13 protein-coding genes and 1 pseudogene are annotated in these 15347 nt (G+C 67.7%); 10 read left to right on the forward strand and 4 right to left on the reverse strand.

The window, feature by feature from the left end:
• Nucleotides 1-4: 4 nt before the first annotated feature.
• From BY998_RS11590 to BY998_RS11615, 5 genes are all read left to right on the forward strand, one after another.
• Nucleotides 5-1060 (forward strand): NAD(P)-dependent alcohol dehydrogenase, encoded by a 1056-nt coding sequence (locus tag BY998_RS11590; protein WP_110351777.1) that lies wholly within the window; start codon nt 5-7, stop codon nt 1058-1060.
• 36 nt (nt 1061-1096) lie between these two features.
• Nucleotides 1097-1894 (forward strand): molybdate ABC transporter substrate-binding protein, encoded by a 798-nt coding sequence (modA, locus tag BY998_RS11595; protein WP_110351778.1) that lies wholly within the window; start codon nt 1097-1099, stop codon nt 1892-1894.
• Nucleotides 1895-2521: 627 nt separating this feature from the next.
• Nucleotides 2522-3022, forward strand: coding sequence for a protein phosphatase CheZ (locus tag BY998_RS11605; protein ID WP_245421561.1), 501 nt, complete (start codon nt 2522-2524; stop codon nt 3020-3022).
• Nucleotides 3023-3046: 24 nt separating this feature from the next.
• On the forward strand, nt 3047-3367 hold the full coding sequence (locus BY998_RS11610; protein ID WP_110351780.1) for a hypothetical protein: 321 nt from the start codon (nt 3047-3049) through the stop codon (nt 3365-3367).
• Between the two features lie 104 nt (nt 3368-3471).
• Nucleotides 3472-4371, forward strand: a complete 900-nt coding sequence (locus BY998_RS11615) for a diguanylate cyclase (protein ID WP_110351781.1) — start codon at nt 3472-3474, stop codon at nt 4369-4371.
• A 419-nt stretch (nt 4372-4790) separates the two neighbouring features.
• Here the strand turns inward: BY998_RS11615 and BY998_RS11620 are convergent, their stop codons facing one another.
• The 3 genes from BY998_RS11620 to BY998_RS25165 form a co-directional block, all read right to left on the reverse strand.
• Nucleotides 4791-5432: a MarC family protein gene (locus tag BY998_RS11620; protein WP_110351782.1), complete on the reverse strand. Its 642-nt coding sequence runs from the start codon at nt 5430-5432 to the stop codon at nt 4791-4793.
• A gap of 33 nt (nt 5433-5465) precedes the next feature.
• Nucleotides 5466-5717 (reverse strand): hypothetical protein, encoded by a 252-nt coding sequence (locus BY998_RS11625; RefSeq protein ID WP_110351846.1) that lies wholly within the window; start codon nt 5715-5717, stop codon nt 5466-5468.
• A 104-nt stretch (nt 5718-5821) separates the two neighbouring features.
• Entirely contained in the window at nt 5822-6430 is a 609-nt protein-coding gene (locus BY998_RS25165; RefSeq protein WP_348629216.1) for a hypothetical protein, read from the reverse strand.
• A 1904-nt stretch (nt 6431-8334) separates the two neighbouring features.
• Here BY998_RS25165 and BY998_RS24325 point away from each other — a divergent pair.
• Nucleotides 8335-8904 (forward strand): hypothetical protein, encoded by a 570-nt coding sequence (locus tag BY998_RS24325; protein WP_110351784.1) that lies wholly within the window; start codon nt 8335-8337, stop codon nt 8902-8904.
• Between the two features lie 363 nt (nt 8905-9267).
• Here BY998_RS24325 and BY998_RS11655 read toward each other — a convergent pair.
• Nucleotides 9268-9792 (reverse strand): annotated as a pseudogene (locus BY998_RS11655) (IS630 family transposase); the annotation flags it as partial.
• 290 nt (nt 9793-10082) lie between these two features.
• Between BY998_RS11655 and BY998_RS11660 the strand changes: the two are divergent.
• From BY998_RS11660 to BY998_RS11675, 4 genes are all read left to right on the forward strand, one after another.
• Nucleotides 10083-10922 (forward strand): formate/nitrite transporter family protein, encoded by an 840-nt coding sequence (locus BY998_RS11660; protein WP_110351785.1) that lies wholly within the window; start codon nt 10083-10085, stop codon nt 10920-10922.
• 271 nt (nt 10923-11193) lie between these two features.
• Complete coding sequence (locus BY998_RS11665) at nt 11194-12909, forward strand: bifunctional protein-serine/threonine kinase/phosphatase (protein ID WP_110351786.1); 1716 nt, start codon at nt 11194-11196, stop codon at nt 12907-12909.
• A 631-nt stretch (nt 12910-13540) separates the two neighbouring features.
• Nucleotides 13541-14086: an RNA polymerase sigma factor gene (locus BY998_RS11670; RefSeq protein ID WP_110351787.1), complete on the forward strand. Its 546-nt coding sequence runs from the start codon at nt 13541-13543 to the stop codon at nt 14084-14086.
• Nucleotides 14049-15191 carry a DUF4880 domain-containing protein gene (locus BY998_RS11675; protein WP_245421562.1) on the forward strand — a complete coding sequence of 381 codons (1143 nt, stop codon included), beginning with the start codon at nt 14049-14051 and terminating at the stop codon, nt 15189-15191. The genes BY998_RS11670 and BY998_RS11675 overlap by 38 nt, the downstream gene beginning before the upstream one ends.
• Nucleotides 15192-15347 lie beyond the last annotated feature (156 nt).

Here is a 15347-nt window from a genome sequence, read left to right on the forward strand (position 1 = left end):
GCGCATGTTCACCTGCACGGGCTATGCGGCCGCCAGCGCCGAGACAGGGCTGGCACCCTTCACCTTCGAGCGCCGTGATCCGGGCGCGAACGATGTCGAGATCGAGATCGTCTATTGCGGCGTCTGCCATTCCGATCTGCATCAGGCCCGCAACGAGTGGCAAAACACGCTCTATCCGTGCGTGCCGGGCCACGAGATCGTCGGCCGCGTCACCCGCGTGGGGGTGGAGGTCAGGGACTTCAAACCGGGCGACCTCGCCGCGGTGGGCTGCATGGTCGATTCCTGCCGCAGCTGCACGGCCTGCGGCGACGGTCTCGAGCAGTATTGCGAGCCGGGCTTCACCGCGACCTATAACGGTCCGGAGCAGGGCACCGGCGCCAACACCTTCGGCGGGTATTCGAGCCACATCGTCGTCGACCTGCACTTCGTGCTGCACGTGCCGGAGGGGCTCGATCTGGCGGGCGTCGCGCCGCTCCTGTGCGCGGGCGTCACCACGTGGTCGCCCCTGCGGCGCTGGGGTGCGGGGCCGGGCAAGAAGATCGGCATCGTCGGGCTGGGCGGCCTCGGCCATATGGGCGTGAAGCTCGCCCACGCGCTGGGCGCCGAGGTCGTGCTGTTCACGACCTCTCCGGGCAAGGAGGCCGATGCCCGCCGACTCGGGGCCGACGCCGTGGTGATCTCGAAGGATGCCGAGCAGATGGGCCGGCATGCCGAGAGCTTCGACCTGATCATCGATACGGTGGCGGCCCAGCACGACATCAACGCCTATCTCGGCCTGCTCAAGCGCGACTGCACGCTGGTGCAGGTCGGTGCGCCGGACAAACCCCTCGACGTGAACGTCTTCAGCGTGATCTGGCGGCGGCGCAACTTCGCCGGCTCGCTGATCGGCGGCATCGCCGAGACGCAGGAGATGCTCGACTTCTGCGGCCGGCACGGCATCACCGCCGACATCGAGATGATCCCGATCGATCAGATCGAGACCGCTTACGGCCGCATGCTGAAGAGTGACGTGAAGTACCGCTTCGTCATCGACATGGCGAGCCTGCCTAAGGCCGCCTGACCCCCCTCCCCCCGTTCGACACAGGAACTTTCCCGTATGGCCCTGCTCACCCGCACCCGTCTCCTGGCCCGTCTCCTCGCCATCACTCTGGCGGGGACACTCCCCGCCTCGGCGGCGGAAGCGCCGACGGTCTTCGCCGCCGCGAGCCTGAAGAACGCTCTCGACGACATCGCCGGAAGCTACGCCAAGGAAGGCAACCCGGCCCCAAAGGTCTCGTACGCGGCGTCGAACACGCTGGCCAAGCAGATCGAGCAGGGTGCACCTGCCGACTTGTTCTTCTCGGCCGACCTCGATTGGATGGACTATCTCGCCAAGAAGGATCTCATCCGGCCCGACACGCGAGTGAGCCTTCTGGCCAACAGCATCGTGCTGATTGCTCCGAAGGATGCGAAGGCCGAGGTGAAGATGGGCCCCGGCCTCGATCTCACGCCGGCGCTCGGCTCCGGCAAGCTCGCCATGGGCAACGTCGATGCGGTGCCGGCCGGCAAGTACGGCAAGGCGGCGCTGGAGAAGCTCGGCGGCTGGGCGGGTGTGAAGGATCGGATCGCGCAGGCCGAGAGCGTGCGGGCCGCGCTGCTACTCGTCTCGCGCGGCGAGGCGCCGCTCGGCATCGTCTACGCCACAGACGCGGCGGCGGACGCGAACGTGAAGATCGTCGCCACCTTCCCCGCCGACAGCCACCCAGCGATCGTCTACCCGGTCGCGATCACCACCGATTCGCGCAATCCGGACGCGTCGGCCCTGCTGAGCTATCTGCGCGGACCAGCCGCCAAGGCCGCTTTCGAGAAGCAGGGTTTCACCGTGCTGAACCGCTCGACCACCGCCGCGCAGTAATGGACCGGCTCACGCCCGACGCGTGAGCGGCACTGCGTCCCAGCTTGCTCGTCGCGGCCACCGGCACGCTGGCGAGCCTGCCGCCGGATATCGGGATCGCCTGCCTGCTCGCCAGGGGCGGTTCTGGAGCGAGATCGTGCCTGACATGGGCATGCACCTGCCGCTCTGGCCCCATTGTGATCGGCGACCCTGACCCGCCAAACTGGGTCGATTCCAAGGGCCAAAGGCACGAACTTCGAACCTGGGCCAGCGGATCGGGCGGATCAGTCCGTGCTGGGAACGGCTGCAAGCTGTGTTAGCATGTAAATCATTTGAGACACTTCTGAATGCAGGACAAGCGCCATTCATATTTCTATCAATTTATTATAATGGATGATCTGATCTTCGTGCGATCGGATAGCTCAGACAGATACAATCATCTTTATTTTAGTAATATTTTCCGTCAGGATCGGGCCGACGCGATCTCAGGTCACACACGAAAAACCCACGTCGGGAAAGAGCTGTGACGGCACTCGGAATTGATTAATGTTATGGGACTAAGTCCAGACTGTCGGAATGATAGTTCGGTCGGACGCCATGACCAATGGTACACCCAATGCCCCCGGGTTCGAGGGGAGTTCCGCCCTCTTGCAAAGTCATCTGGCCGCGATCTCGACGGCGATCGAGCGGACCCGGCAGGAGATCGCCGACCTGCGGCATGAACAAGAGGTTGGCCGCACCTGCGACGAGCTGAACGCGGTGGTTCAGGGGACCGAGCGGGCCACCGACACGATCCTCTCGACCTCGGAGACCGTCGATGCCCTGGCCCGCGGCATCGCGAGGCGGGCTCGGGACGACGCCACCCGGGGGGACGCGAAGGCCATCCAGGATCAGATGCAGACGATCTTCGAGGCCTGCAACTTCCAGGATCTCACGGGCCAGCGCATCTCGAAGGTGGTGAAGACGATCGAGTTCGTCGAGGAGCGGATCGCCGAGATGCTGCGCCTCTGGTCCGGCCCGGATGCGGCGCCGGCGGCTCCGAAACCGGCGCGTCGCGAGCGGACCGGCGAGGCCGCGCTCCTGAACGGTCCGGCGCTCCCCGGTACAGCTTGCGTATCCCAGGACGCCATCGACGCGATGTTCCCGTAAGCCGTCCGGCAGCGAGATCCCACGATGGGGCAGATCCTCCCGATCACGAACGATCCGGACCGGAGCGCGGATCTCGCGGGCGGTCTCGATCTCGGCCTGGCGTATCAAATTCACGATCGGTGGACCCAAGCGGCTCCGGTCGAGGCCGCGGCGGTCCTGGTCACGGACGGGCTCGATCCCGATGCGGTCAACGTCCAGCGTCCGCGCCACCTGCTGATGCGGGCACGCCGCGGCGCCCCACGCATCGTGGTGCTGCGGCAGGATACGCCGCAGACCCGCCTTCAGGCGCTGGCGCTCGGGGCCAGCTGGAAGCCGACGCGGCCTACGCGATCCTTCGGGCAATGATGGACCGCCTCGATCCCGTGCTGGTGAAGGCCTTTCATCCGATTGCAACGGCTCTCACGCCAAACTTCCCCCGCGACACCTGACTTCGGTTCGATCCGCCCGCCATGCACATCGTCCTCGTCGATCCCAGCGGCGTGATCCGCAAGACCATTTCGGGAATGCTGGTCTCGGCCGGGCACACCGTCGTGGCGTTCTCGGACTCGGCCGCGGCGCTGGCGCATGTCGGTGCCGATCCGTCGGTGACCTGCGTGCTCACCAGCCTCGAGGTGCAGCCGCTCGACGGGCTGGAGTTGTGCTGGTCGCTGCGGGCACTGGCCGACGACCGGCGCCCCCTGACCATCCTCGTGATGTCCTCCGCGCGGGAGAACCGTCCGCTGGACGAGGTGCTCGATGCCGGCGCGGACGATTTCCTGATGAAGCCGCCGGAGGCGCAGGAGTTGCGGGGGCGCCTGCGCTCGGCCGAGCGGGTGCTGAAGCTGCAGCAGGCGCTGATCCGGCAGGCCGACACCGACCACCTGACGCAACTCCTCAACCGCGGAGCGCTGATGCGTCAGGCTCGGGCAGCGGTCGAGAACGCGGCGGCGAGCCGGCCTTTGACGGTGATGCAGATCGACATCGACCATTTCAAGAGGATCAACGACCGGCATGGCCATGACGTGGGGGATCTGGTGATCCGGCACGTCGCCCAGATCCTGCGGGAGACCGGGACGATCGCCGGCCGACTGGGTGGGGAGGAGTTCGCGCTGCTGATGCCGGGCCACGGCCTGGCCGGCGCGGCGGTGGTGGCGCACCGCATCCGCAGCCAGTGCGCCGGAACGGCGGTTCTGGAGCGGAGCAATCCGGTGCGCTTCACGGTGAGCATCGGGCTCAGCGAATGGTCGGAGGGCGACGGCGTCGGCACGCTGCTCAAGCGGGCGGACGTGGCGCTGTACGCGGCCAAGGAAGGCGGCCGGGACCGCGTGGCGGTGACGAGCGCCGCGCTGAAGACCGAGTTCGTGAGCTAGTCGTCGGAATGGGGCCGCGCTCTGTCTCCCTCGACGAGCGGGGATCGAGCACGGTTCGACAAGTCAGGCGGCGCGCGTGGTGGCGAGGAAGCGCCCGGCCACGGCGTCGACATGCTCGGATTGGCGCGACAGCTCGGAGACTGAGGCCGGCACCTGTGGGGCTGCCACACCCGCTTCTTCGGCAGCACCCTGCACGCCTGCAATGTTCCTGGCCGCCTCGCCCGTGCCGGCGTGGCCTGGCTCACATCGCGCAGAATCTCTTGGGCGGGTGCAGCTCGATCGGCGGCGGCCGTCACGGTCGTGGATTGGCGGCAGGCTGCCCGGCAGCGACGCTCATCCCTGCGCGAGAGCGTACCGCCGCGAGCCACACCTCATGTGACGGAGCAGCAGGCGCCGACACAGCCTGCGCGCCTGTATTCTCAGCTCGAAAGCCCGGGAAACGCCGTCCGGAGGCTCGTGATGATCATCTCGACGGCGAGGGCGGCGAGGATCATGCCCATGAGCCGGCGCGTGATCGCCGTCGCTTGCGGTGGGAGGTGCCGCCCCAGGAAGGGGGCCGAGAGAAGCGTGGCCGCGAGCAGCGCCAGAAAGGCGCTCAGTCCGACCGCCAGTTCCACCAGCTTGCCCTGTGTCCGGGCGGTCTCGCCGAAGACGATGAGCGTGGCGATCGTTCCCGGGCCGACGAGGAGCGGAACGGTGAGCGGATAGATCGCGACGCCCTCGGGGTCGAGATCCTCGGTCTTCTCCTTCGGCGTCGCGGCGTGAACGTGACTGTCCGAGCCTTGCAGCATCGTCACGGCGATGAGGAGGATGAGCAGGCCGCCGGCCAAGCGGAAGTCGTTCACGCTGATGCCGAAGAGGCTGAGGATCAGCTTGCCGGCAACGACGCTGACGATACAGCCGACGATCGTGCCGAGCGTGGCCGTGAGGGCAATCTTCCTTTGAACCTGATCGGACGCGTCCTGGGTCAGGGAGAGGAAGACCGGCACGTTGGCGATCGGGTTCATGATCGCGAAGAGGGCGGCGAAGACCTTGGTCACGAAGGTCAGATCGAATTCCATTGCCGCCCCGTCTCCCTTCGAAGCGCCTCGATGCTACCGTCCACCACCGCCACCCTGGTCGTCGGCGGATTCGATGCCGGCCTGCATCTGCTCGATGGCCTGCTGCACCAGCGCCATCGCCTCCACCCGGTGCCCGCCCTTGTTCGACGACGCCTCACGGAACGAGGCGAGGGCATCGAACAGGGGCGACAGGGCGCGCTCCCTTCGGCCTTGGTAGGCTTGCGCGCTCGTCGACGCCATCGTCGCCCCCGCACCGGCCGCGACAGCAACCAACTGGCGGCTCATCGTCCGGCTTCCCCGCTTGGTGACGATGAAAGTGTCGGGCCAAGCGCCCCGGCCTGCGGGCGGAACCGGCGCCGACCTCGTGAAGAGCCGAAGGATGCCGGCCGTCACTCGAGGTCCGCATCGGCCGGGGAACCGGGCGGAAGCGGCCCGGCGTCGATGGTGTCCTCCGGGATGCCCGGCGGACCGTCGAAGCCGACGACGCCATCCGGGTTGTCGGGCGTCACGTTCGGATCGAGCGCGGGCTGCGCGTTCCGGTCGAGCCTGCGCTCGACATTGAGGTCACGGGTGATTGGAACCTCGCGCGAGGCCTGTGCCCAGGCCGCGCCCGGCACGGCAAGGACCGCGCCGAGCAGCACGAGGCTGGAGGGAATGCGCTTCGATGTCCTCACGTTGAGGTCGACGATGATCTGCGCGCCGACCTCCAGGCCGGCGGCGTATCCGCCCGCGAGATCGAGGGTGATCTTGTCGTAGTCCGCGGGCACGAAGTCCGTCGGCAGGGTGACGTCGAAGCCCGTACGGAACAGGCGGCCGGAGAACTCCCGGCTCTGCAGCCCGAAGGCGGCCAGACCGAGCGTCTCGCCGCTGCGGGCCGGCACGCCGCGCGCCTGGGCGAGCGCGCTCAGTCCCAGGGGGCTGCCGAGCGGATCGCGCGTCGTCGCCACGCTCACGATCCGCTGCGCCGCCTCGATCTCCGCGGGCGTGTCGCCGGACACGCCTGAGTTGCCCCCCAACGAGCCAGCCGAAGCCGGCGACGAGCCCGACGGCACCGAGCAGAGTCAGGACCGGGACGCCCGATTGTGGCGGCTCGGGCGCCCGCACGCTCACCAGCCAGCCGACGCCGCCGCGCCGGACATCGCCAACCGTGGCGTTCATCTCCGAGCCCTGAACCTCAGGGCCGGAGCGGTGGAGCGTGCGTCCTGACCCGTTCAGCACCTGGATCGACAGGCCGCGACCCGCCTCCGGCAGCGAGCGCCGGGCCGCAGCGATGACGCCGTCGGTCCATTTCGGGGTGAGCTGGACCGCGAGCACGCCCCGGGTGGTTTCTCCGCTGCCCACGGGTGCCGCCACGATCAGGTTCCGCGGCACCGCGAGGCCCGCCCGGCTCGCCTCCGCCGCCTCTCCGATCACGATGCCGGCGAGGGATTTCGCGAACCAGGGGCTGCCGGACACGTCGGCACCGAGGATACGCTGCCGCGACGTGGCGACGATGCGGCCCGTTCGATCTGCGAGCAGAACGTCGGCGTATTCCGGGTGAAGCCTGCGCCACACGGCGAACATACGTTCGGCCGTCTCTCCAACCGCTTCCGGAGGTTGGAGCATCAGGCTCTCAGCGATGAGAGCCAGATCCCGTCCGGCCGAGAGAAGAGCGTCTTCCACTCTCTCCGCGATCAGGGCCGCACCCTCGCGCGCCCTGCCGTCATCGTGCGGCCCGCCGTCGATCCGGATGTCGGCAGTCCCCAGGACCGCAAGGCCGCCGAGGCCCGTTGCCAGCGCCAGCAGCAGTGCGAGGAGGCTGCGGAGGGAGGAGAAGAGCCCATGTCTCACGGGATGGCCTGGCGGGAGGCAAAAATGAACGCGGCGTCAACGCAGACGGATTGCGCGCGATGAATTCACGGAAATGGTTAACGATTTGTTAACGCCGCTCTAAGCATTGAGGAAGGCCTGCCTCATTTCATGATCGTATTGTTTATCTCAAATGTTATTTTCAACTTATCCAGATTTCATTCACGCACCATAAGTTATTTGAGATAAAACGGGACCTTTTCCGAATATTTAAACTTTCATACGGTGCTCGGTGTTGACCTCTTGATCGATGAAAGCAAGGGATTGGGTCTACGGCTGCTGCCATGTGCAGCCAGTTCTCGCCCGAACGGGACGCTGCGACATCAAGCACGTCGGATTGGCCGTCTGGATGCCCTTCCACTCGTGCGCCGCGACGGCGAGGCGAAGGAATCGGGTGTCGGTCCCTTTTGCAGGGCGAGGATCCGGTCACGTACGACGGTGCCGTCGATGAAGGCGCCCCGCATCGCCGCATGCGGGCGGAAGAGTTCGTCGCGGGTTGAAGCACGCAACGAAGGCGCGCTCGACGCGGAATCGCCGAAGCGCAGGCCGAGCCTGCTCAGGAGTTTGTGCAGCAAGAGGGAACAGAGTGGCGGAGCTTCCCCTCCACACCCTGCAACTTGCTGCTGCACGGAGATCGGATCTCAGCAAACCACCGTTTTCGAATCTTCAGACCGAGTCGTCAATAGCATAGACTACTTCTAGATGCAGGGAATCAATTCAAATTCTGCGAAAATTGATAGGAACCAAATCTGCTAATGACTTTGGTGTAATTTATGCAGAGCGGATCGATCCTATCCGAAAGCTTTCGATTGTGCTAATCGGGCCGTAACGTCGATTCATTCCTCGACGGACAATAATACGCACTCTGTCGCTTGGGGGCCCAAATCTCACAGAGGAGCGGACGCAATGCTTGCCTTCACAAAATCCAGTACGGGTGCCCTCTTATTCGGCGCAGCGATGTTCACATTTGCTGTCTCGGCGCAGGCTGAATGGGGCGGCGGCTATGGCGGAACGCCGAGCGTGGGCAACAAGCCGGTGGGCCAAGGGCGGCCTGGTGGCGGAGGTCGCCCCGGCGGCTGGAATGAGGGTGGCGGCTATGGCGGCGGAGGACGTCCTGGCGGCTGGAACGAGAGCGGCGGAGGTCGTCCGGGCGGCGGGGGTCGTCCCGGTGGCTGGAGCGAGAGTGGCGGCTACGGCGGCGGAGGTCGTCCTGGCAGCGGAGGGCGCCCCGGAGGCTGGAATGAGGGCGGCGGCTACGGCGGCGGGGGGCGCCCCGGCGGCTGGAGTGAAAGTGGCGGCTACGGCGGCGGAGGGCGCCCCGGAGGCGGAGGCCGTCCCGGTGGTTGGAATGAGGGCGGAGGCTATGGCGGCGGAGGTCGTCCCGGTGGTGGTGGCCGTCCCGGCGGCTGGAACGAGGGTGGCGGCTACGGCGGCGGAGGAGGCCGCCCCGGCGGTGGCGTTTATCGGCCTGCCGATTACGGCGGAGGCGGCTACGGGCAGGGCGGATATGGTGGCGGACCTGCGGTGGGGAAGATCTGCTATAATTTCGGCGGCCGGCCATACGTTTATACGGGCCGAGGCCGCTGTCCGATCAGCTAGGAGCCTGCCGGAACAGCAAGCTTGAAAGCCGAGGTAGAACCGTCACTCTGAGCAGTGGTTGCGGCTCGAGGAACGTGACGGCCAGCCTGTGCCTGCTTCGAAAGGCAGTGGGCGGTGCAGATCATCGCCCACTGGTCGCGGACCCGATCGAGCCTCCGTCCGCAGGCCGCTTGTTCGGCGGCCCGCTGCAACCCCACCTTCGCCCTCACCAGGCGGAAGGTTGCTTCCTATTGAAGGAGCGGACAGTTCTCGGCGATGTGGGTGGAAGTGGTCGAGCGGACATTGCCTTTCCATGGCGCCCTCGAGCGGCATCCGACCAGGTTGGATCGCAGGCGTCGTCACCTGCGGCTGCGAGATCGTTACGGCACCCGGCCGTCGAGACGCGCTGGGCGGTGGCCATCAGGCCGTTGGCGCGTAAGCCGGCCGTGACGGTGATGAGGTTCCAATGCCCGAAGGGGACGGCGATGCGGCAGCGCTCGCCGCGCGGCGCTCGCCCGTAACGCCGCGCCATCTTCGTGTTGGTTGCGGTCCCGTCGAGGAAGACGAGCCGGTCCGGATCGAGATCGACTTGCCTTTCGAACCAGGCCAGACGGGCTGCCTTCACGTCCGTTCGATCCTGCTCGGCCGCATGGCCGATAGTTTTTTACGCATGATGCCGTGGCGCTTGAAGATGCGTGACAGGCTGCTCACCTCGATCCGCCGGCCACGCTCGGCCGGACGGTCGCGCAAGTTCGTGCAGGAACAGTCCGGGCTGCGCCTCGTAGGTCTGTCGGATCAACGCGGCCTGCGCCTCGACGGGCTGTGAGCGCTGAGCGCCGCACATCGGCTTGGCCTGTGTCCGCACCTCCTGCACGAAGGTCTCGTGCCAGCGCACCGCGCTGGCGGGGCTGACCTCGAAGCGCCGCGCCGCCTCCGGCCCGAGGCTCCCGCCTCGGGTGAGCGACCGCGGCGTTCACAGATCCCGGGCCCGCTCGGCGGACGCACCGGGATGACCGCATGCGACGGGGGCCGAGCGGATCGGTAGGAGCCCGTAAGATGCCGCATCTTGAGGCAACGGGCGCGGATCTTGCGGGGCGCGATCACCGGTGCGGGCAACGCCCGCGCCGTCGCGTCAGACAGCACGTCGGACCGGAGACGCCCGGAGATCCGGGCAGGGGCACCCGTCGAACCCCAGCATCCTCCGGCCGCCACAAGGAAACCGGTATGGCTTACCTCGCGCCCTCCGAATTCGTGACCAAAATGGTCGATGCCGGAGAATCCAAAATCTTCATGTCCACCCGCGACACCGTGATCCGCGCCTACATGGCAGGCGCGATCCTGGCGCTCGCCGCGGTCTTCGCCGTCACCATCACTCAGCAGACCGGGATCCCGATCCTCGGCGCCGCGCTGTTCCCGGTCGGCTTCTGCATGCTCTACCTGCTGGGCTTCGACCTTCTGACCGGCGTCTTCGTGCTGGCTCCGCTGGCGCTCCTCGATGGACGCCCGGGCGTGACCTGGGGCGGGGTGCTGCGCAACTGGGGCCTCGTCTTCCTCGGCAACTTCCTGGGGGCGCTCACGGTGGCCTTCATGATGGCCTTCGTCTTCACCTTCGGCTTCACCGCGCCGGCCGATAAGGTCGGCGAGTTCATCGCCCATGTCGGCGAGCGCCGCACCGTCGGCTACGCGGCCCACGGCGTCGGCGGCTGGTTCACGATCTTCATCCGCGGCATGCTGTGCAACTGGATGGTCTCGACCGGCGTCGTCGGCGCGATGATCTCGACCACGGTGAGCGGCAAGGTCATCGCCATGTGGATGCCCATCATGGTGTTCTTCTACATGACCTTCGAGCACTCTGTGGTGAACATGTTCCTGTTCCCCTTCGGCCTGATGATGGGCGGCAACTTCTCGATCGGCGACTACCTCTTCTGGAACGAGATCCCGACCGTCCTGGGCAACCTCGTCGGCGGCCTCGCCTTCACGGGGCTCACCCTCTACACCACCCACGTCCGCACCGCGCCGAAGCGTACGGTCGTGCAGAGCGAGTCGCGCCGCCTCGCCGCCTGATCCGGACCGGTTCCGGCCGCGACCCCTATCGCGGCCGGCGCCATCTCCGCGGGCTATCCTGGGGCCGAGAAGCGGAGCCCGGGATTCAGGCGCACCCGAGCCACAGGGCGCGATACCGCGGTGCTCCTGAAATCCGGACTTGCGTTCAGCGCCCCGGAATGACGCCGGGGATGTCGGAAGTCCGACCGCCGAGCGATGCGCGCAGCCCGCGCGCTTGACCGGAAGGCGCTCGCGCCGCAAGGGCACGAGCCACAGACCGGGCGACGTTTTCATGCCGAACGATCTCAGGCTCGCCCTCGGCCAGCACAGCGAGGCAGGCCGCAAGCCCCACAACCAGGATTTTCACGGGGCGCTCGTCCCGGAGCAGCCGGCTCTAGGGCTCAAGGGCGCGGCCATCGCCATCGCGGACGGGATCGGCAGCAGCGCGGTCAGTCACGTCGCCAGCGAGACCGCGGTCAAGAGTTTCCTCACCGACTACTACGACACCCCCGACACGTGGTCGGTGAAGAGCGCCGCGCAGCGCGTGATCGCCGCGGCCAATTCCTGGCTCCACGCCGAGACGCGGCGCAGCCGGCACGAGCCCGATCGCGGCTACGTCACCACCTTCAGCGCCCTCGTCCTCAAGGGTCGCACCGCCCACCTCTTCCACGTTGGCGACGGGCGGATCTGCCGGGTCGCGGGCCGCTCCCTGGAGCAGCTGACCGAGGACCACCGCCTCGTCTTGTCGGCAGAGGAATCCTATCTCGGTCGGGCACTGGGCGCGGGTGGACGCGTCGAGATCGACCATGCCAGCGTGCCGACCGAGCCCGGCGACGTCTTCGTCCTGACGACCGACGGCGTGCACGAGCACGTCGATCCGGAGACGATCGCCAGCCTGATCGCGCGCCATGCCGCCGATCTGGACAAAGCTGCCCGTGAAATCGTCAGGCATGCCTACGAAGCCGGCAGCACCGACAATCTCACCGCACAGATCGTGCGCATCGAGGCGGCACCCGAGGACGGGCCGGCCGATCTCACGGGCCGCGTGGCGGATCTGGCGCCCGCCCCCCTGCTCGATCCGCCGACCGGCTTCGACGGCTACCGGGTGCTGCGCACGCTCCACGCGAGCCATCGCAGCCACGTCTACCTCGCGCTGGATTCCGAGACCGGCGCGACGGTCGCCCTCAAGGTCCCCTCGACGGAAGCGCGCGACGACCCCGCGCAGCTCCGCCGGCTCGTCATGGAGGAGTGGATCGCCCGGCGCATCGACAGCCCGCACGTGCTGAAGGCCCAGCCGCAGGCGCGGCGGCGCAGCCACCTCTACACGGCGATGGAATATGTCGAGGGATGCACGCTGGCGCAGTGGACGCGCGACAATCCCGCGCCGGATCTGGAGACGGTGCGCGACCTCGTCGAGCAGATCGCGCGGGGCCTGCAGGCCTTCCACCGGCGCGAGATGGTGCATCAGGACCTGCGCCCACAGAACGTCCTGATCGACGCCGCCGGCACCGCGCGGATCATCGATTTCGGCGCAACGCGCGTCGCGGGCGTGGCCGAGCTCGCCCCCGAGGAACCGGTGCTCGGCACCCAGCAATACAGCGCGCCCGAATACCTCGCCGGCCATCCCGGCACGCCCGCGGCGGACGTGTTCTCCCTCGGGATCATCGCCTACCAGATGCTGACCGGGCAGCTGCCTTACGGCGCGGCCGCCGCCCGGGCGTTGACCGAGGCGCGGGCGCGGCGCCTGCGCTACGTCCCGCTCTCCGCCGTGCGGCCGGGCCTACCGGTCTGGGTCGACGGCGCCCTGCGCAAGGCCGTCCATCCGAACCCGGCGCTGCGCTACGAGGCGCTCTCGGCCTTCACCTACGACCTGCGCCACCCGAACCCATCGCTCGCCGGGGTGCGCCGGGCGGCGTTGCTGGAGCGCAATCCGGTCCTGTTCTGGAAGCTCGTCTCGCTGGGGCTCGCGCTCGCACTCCTGGCCCTGCTCGCGAGCCGAGCAGCCTGAGCACACCGGTCGACGCTTTTCTCCGCTCTGTACCGCCCGATCTCGTGCCCCGGCGCGTCGTGGGTGAACGCGATCATGGTCGCCCGCATCGGGCCCACCCAGCGTCGGCTCGGCCAGCGCCCCAGCCGGCCGCCGGCGTAGGCCGGCCACACGCGTCGTCGGCGAAGCGCTCGACCACATCCGGGGCACCGCTCCATCCAAGCGCCATGCCGACGATCCTGACGCCGGATGAGGAGCGTGACGTCTGGTGACGGGCGCCTTGATCCGAGGCTTCGGCTTTTCGGCCGCTATCGGACCGGAGGCTGAAGGTCGTTGCGCGCGGCGAGCGTCGGCACGAAGGCCGAGATGTTCCGACGTCGATCTCGGGCCGGAATTGGCGCGCGAGTCTGCTCAAAGATGTCCAATACGCAAATTTCGGATCGCTCGCGGTTTTCGCCCGTCAAATTCTATGAATACGTTTCAAATCGATAGTCTATCATCAGTAATCTGTGACAGATTTTGATTATAACTCTTCTAAATTGACTCGTTGATTGAAGGGTGTGCCTTCCAGGCCATAGCAATCGAGGCAAAAGCCGATCATCAGACGCTCTTGCGACGTTGCCGCAGCGTTGCGGTGCATCGGATGTTCTTAATGGCCGCGGCTTCCGAACGGCAGGACGAGTCGAATTCCCATCTCGGCCTGCTCTATCGCCTGTACCGGACCGCCTTGCTGCGCTTCCTCACGCGGCGTGTCGGCCACGATGATGCTCCGGATCTGCTTCAGGAGGCTTTCATCCGGATGGCCCGCGCCAAGACCGATCCGCACTCGGTCCGCAACGACAAGGCGTTCTTGTTTCAGGTGGCGAGCAACCTCGCGGCCGATCACGGCCGGGAGTCACGTCGCCGCTCGCGCCTGCTGACGGGCGACGAGATCGATGCCATCCTCGACATTCCCGATGAGACCGCGCGTCCCGCCGACGCCGCGCAGGCGCGCCTCGAAGGTCAGAGCCTCGCCCGCGCCCTGGCCGAGATGCCGCCGCGGCGCGCGGACGCGTTCCGGCTCAGCCGCCTGGAGGGTCTCAGCCATCAGGCCATCGCAGCCCGCCTCGGTGTATCGGTGCGCACCGTCGAGGCTGAGATCCGCATGGCCCTCGATCATTGTGCCGAACGGCTCGGCCGAACCCAGCCCGGCCGTTGATTGCGGAGGTCCGCCCCTTGAGACGTCGAACAATCGGGGCGACGAACCGACGAAACCGGCGCGGCAGCGTCGCCGTTCGGACAAGGCAGGAGCGGATGCGGCAGGCATGACGGGGGCCGATGACGAGAAGCGACCGGTCGAGCCGGCGGGCGGCGGTCTCGATGCGCAGGCGCGTGCCTGGATCATCCGGCTGACTTCGGGTTCGGCGACGCAGGCCGATGCGGACGCCTGCGCGGCGTGGCGCGCGAACCCGGATCACGATGCCGCCTTCCGGGCGGCCGCCCGCCTCTGGCAGCAGGCCGCGCCCGCTCTGCGCAACAGCGCGTCCGCATGGGACGGACGGGCCCTGTCCCAGCCGACACGGCGACAGGTTCTGCGCCGGGCCGCCTGGGGCGCCGGTGCCGCCTCCCTCGCGGCGGGCGGCGGGGCGATCGCGCTCCGTTGGTCGGAACTGAGCGCCACGCATCGAACCGGAACGGGCGAAGTCCGATCCGTGAGACTGCCGGACGGCACGCGTCTCGACCTCGACGCACAGACGGCCCTCGATCTGGAGACCGTCGGGCAACGGCACGTCGTCAGTCTCCGTGCCGGCGCTCTCGTCGTGACGGCACCGGAGGCCGTTTCGGTCACCGTCCGGGCAGGCGACACCCGGACGAGTACGCGTGCCGGCCTTCCAGCCGAAATCGCTGTGTCGTGTCGTTCGGCGCCCGACGCCGCAGGCTGGTTGGGCGGCACGGATGTCGGTGTCGCCTGCCTGTCCGGCGAGGTGGACTTCCAGAGCGGCGCGGGCGTGACGCCGACGCGCCTGCGAGCGGGATACGGCATCGGAACCGGGCACGGCGCGGGCACCGTTCACGGAATTGATGCAGCCACGGCCGCCGCGTGGCGCCGCGGCCTGCTGGTCTTTCGCGACACGCCACTCGCGACGGTCGTCAGCGACCTCAACCGCTACCGGTCCGGGCGGATCATGCTGGCGAGCGCCACCGCGCGCCGTGTCACCGGCGTGTTCCATCTCGACCGGCCGGATGAGGCTCTCACGAGCATCGGCGCCGCCCTCGGCCTTACCGAATACCGCCTGGGCGCCGGCCTCGTCATCCTGCGCTGAAGCCCCCGCCAAACTTTCTTTGCGGGGTTTGGGCGCCCGCACGTCTCAGCACTCAGGCAGGCACGGATCGACCTGCGGGAGAGCGGCGGCAAGCCGCGCGGGAGACGGTGGGCTGATGAACGGGCGGCGACAGACGGGGAATGCGGGACGGAACGG

The organism is Methylobacterium sp. B4 (assembly GCF_003201865.1).
GTDB lineage: Bacteria > Pseudomonadota > Alphaproteobacteria > Rhizobiales > Beijerinckiaceae > Methylobacterium.

Coding starts and splice junctions, on each gene's coding strand:
- BY998_RS11590 (WP_110351777.1), top strand. CDS start 5: ATGTTCACCTGCACGGGCTATGCGGCCGCCAGCGCCGAGACAGGGCTG.
- modA (WP_110351778.1), top strand. CDS start 1,097: ATGGCCCTGCTCACCCGCACCCGTCTCCTGGCCCGTCTCCTCGCCATC.
- BY998_RS11610 (WP_110351780.1), top strand. CDS start 3,047: ATGGGGCAGATCCTCCCGATCACGAACGATCCGGACCGGAGCGCGGAT.
- BY998_RS11615 (WP_110351781.1), top strand. CDS start 3,472: ATGCACATCGTCCTCGTCGATCCCAGCGGCGTGATCCGCAAGACCATT.
- BY998_RS11620 (WP_110351782.1), bottom strand. CDS start 5,432: ATGGAATTCGATCTGACCTTCGTGACCAAGGTCTTCGCCGCCCTCTTC.
- BY998_RS11625 (WP_110351846.1), bottom strand. CDS start 5,717: ATGAGCCGCCAGTTGGTTGCTGTCGCGGCCGGTGCGGGGGCGACGATG.
- BY998_RS11660 (WP_110351785.1), top strand. CDS start 10,083: ATGGCTTACCTCGCGCCCTCCGAATTCGTGACCAAAATGGTCGATGCC.
- BY998_RS11665 (WP_110351786.1), top strand. CDS start 11,194: ATGCCGAACGATCTCAGGCTCGCCCTCGGCCAGCACAGCGAGGCAGGC.
- BY998_RS11670 (WP_110351787.1), top strand. CDS start 13,541: ATGGCCGCGGCTTCCGAACGGCAGGACGAGTCGAATTCCCATCTCGGC.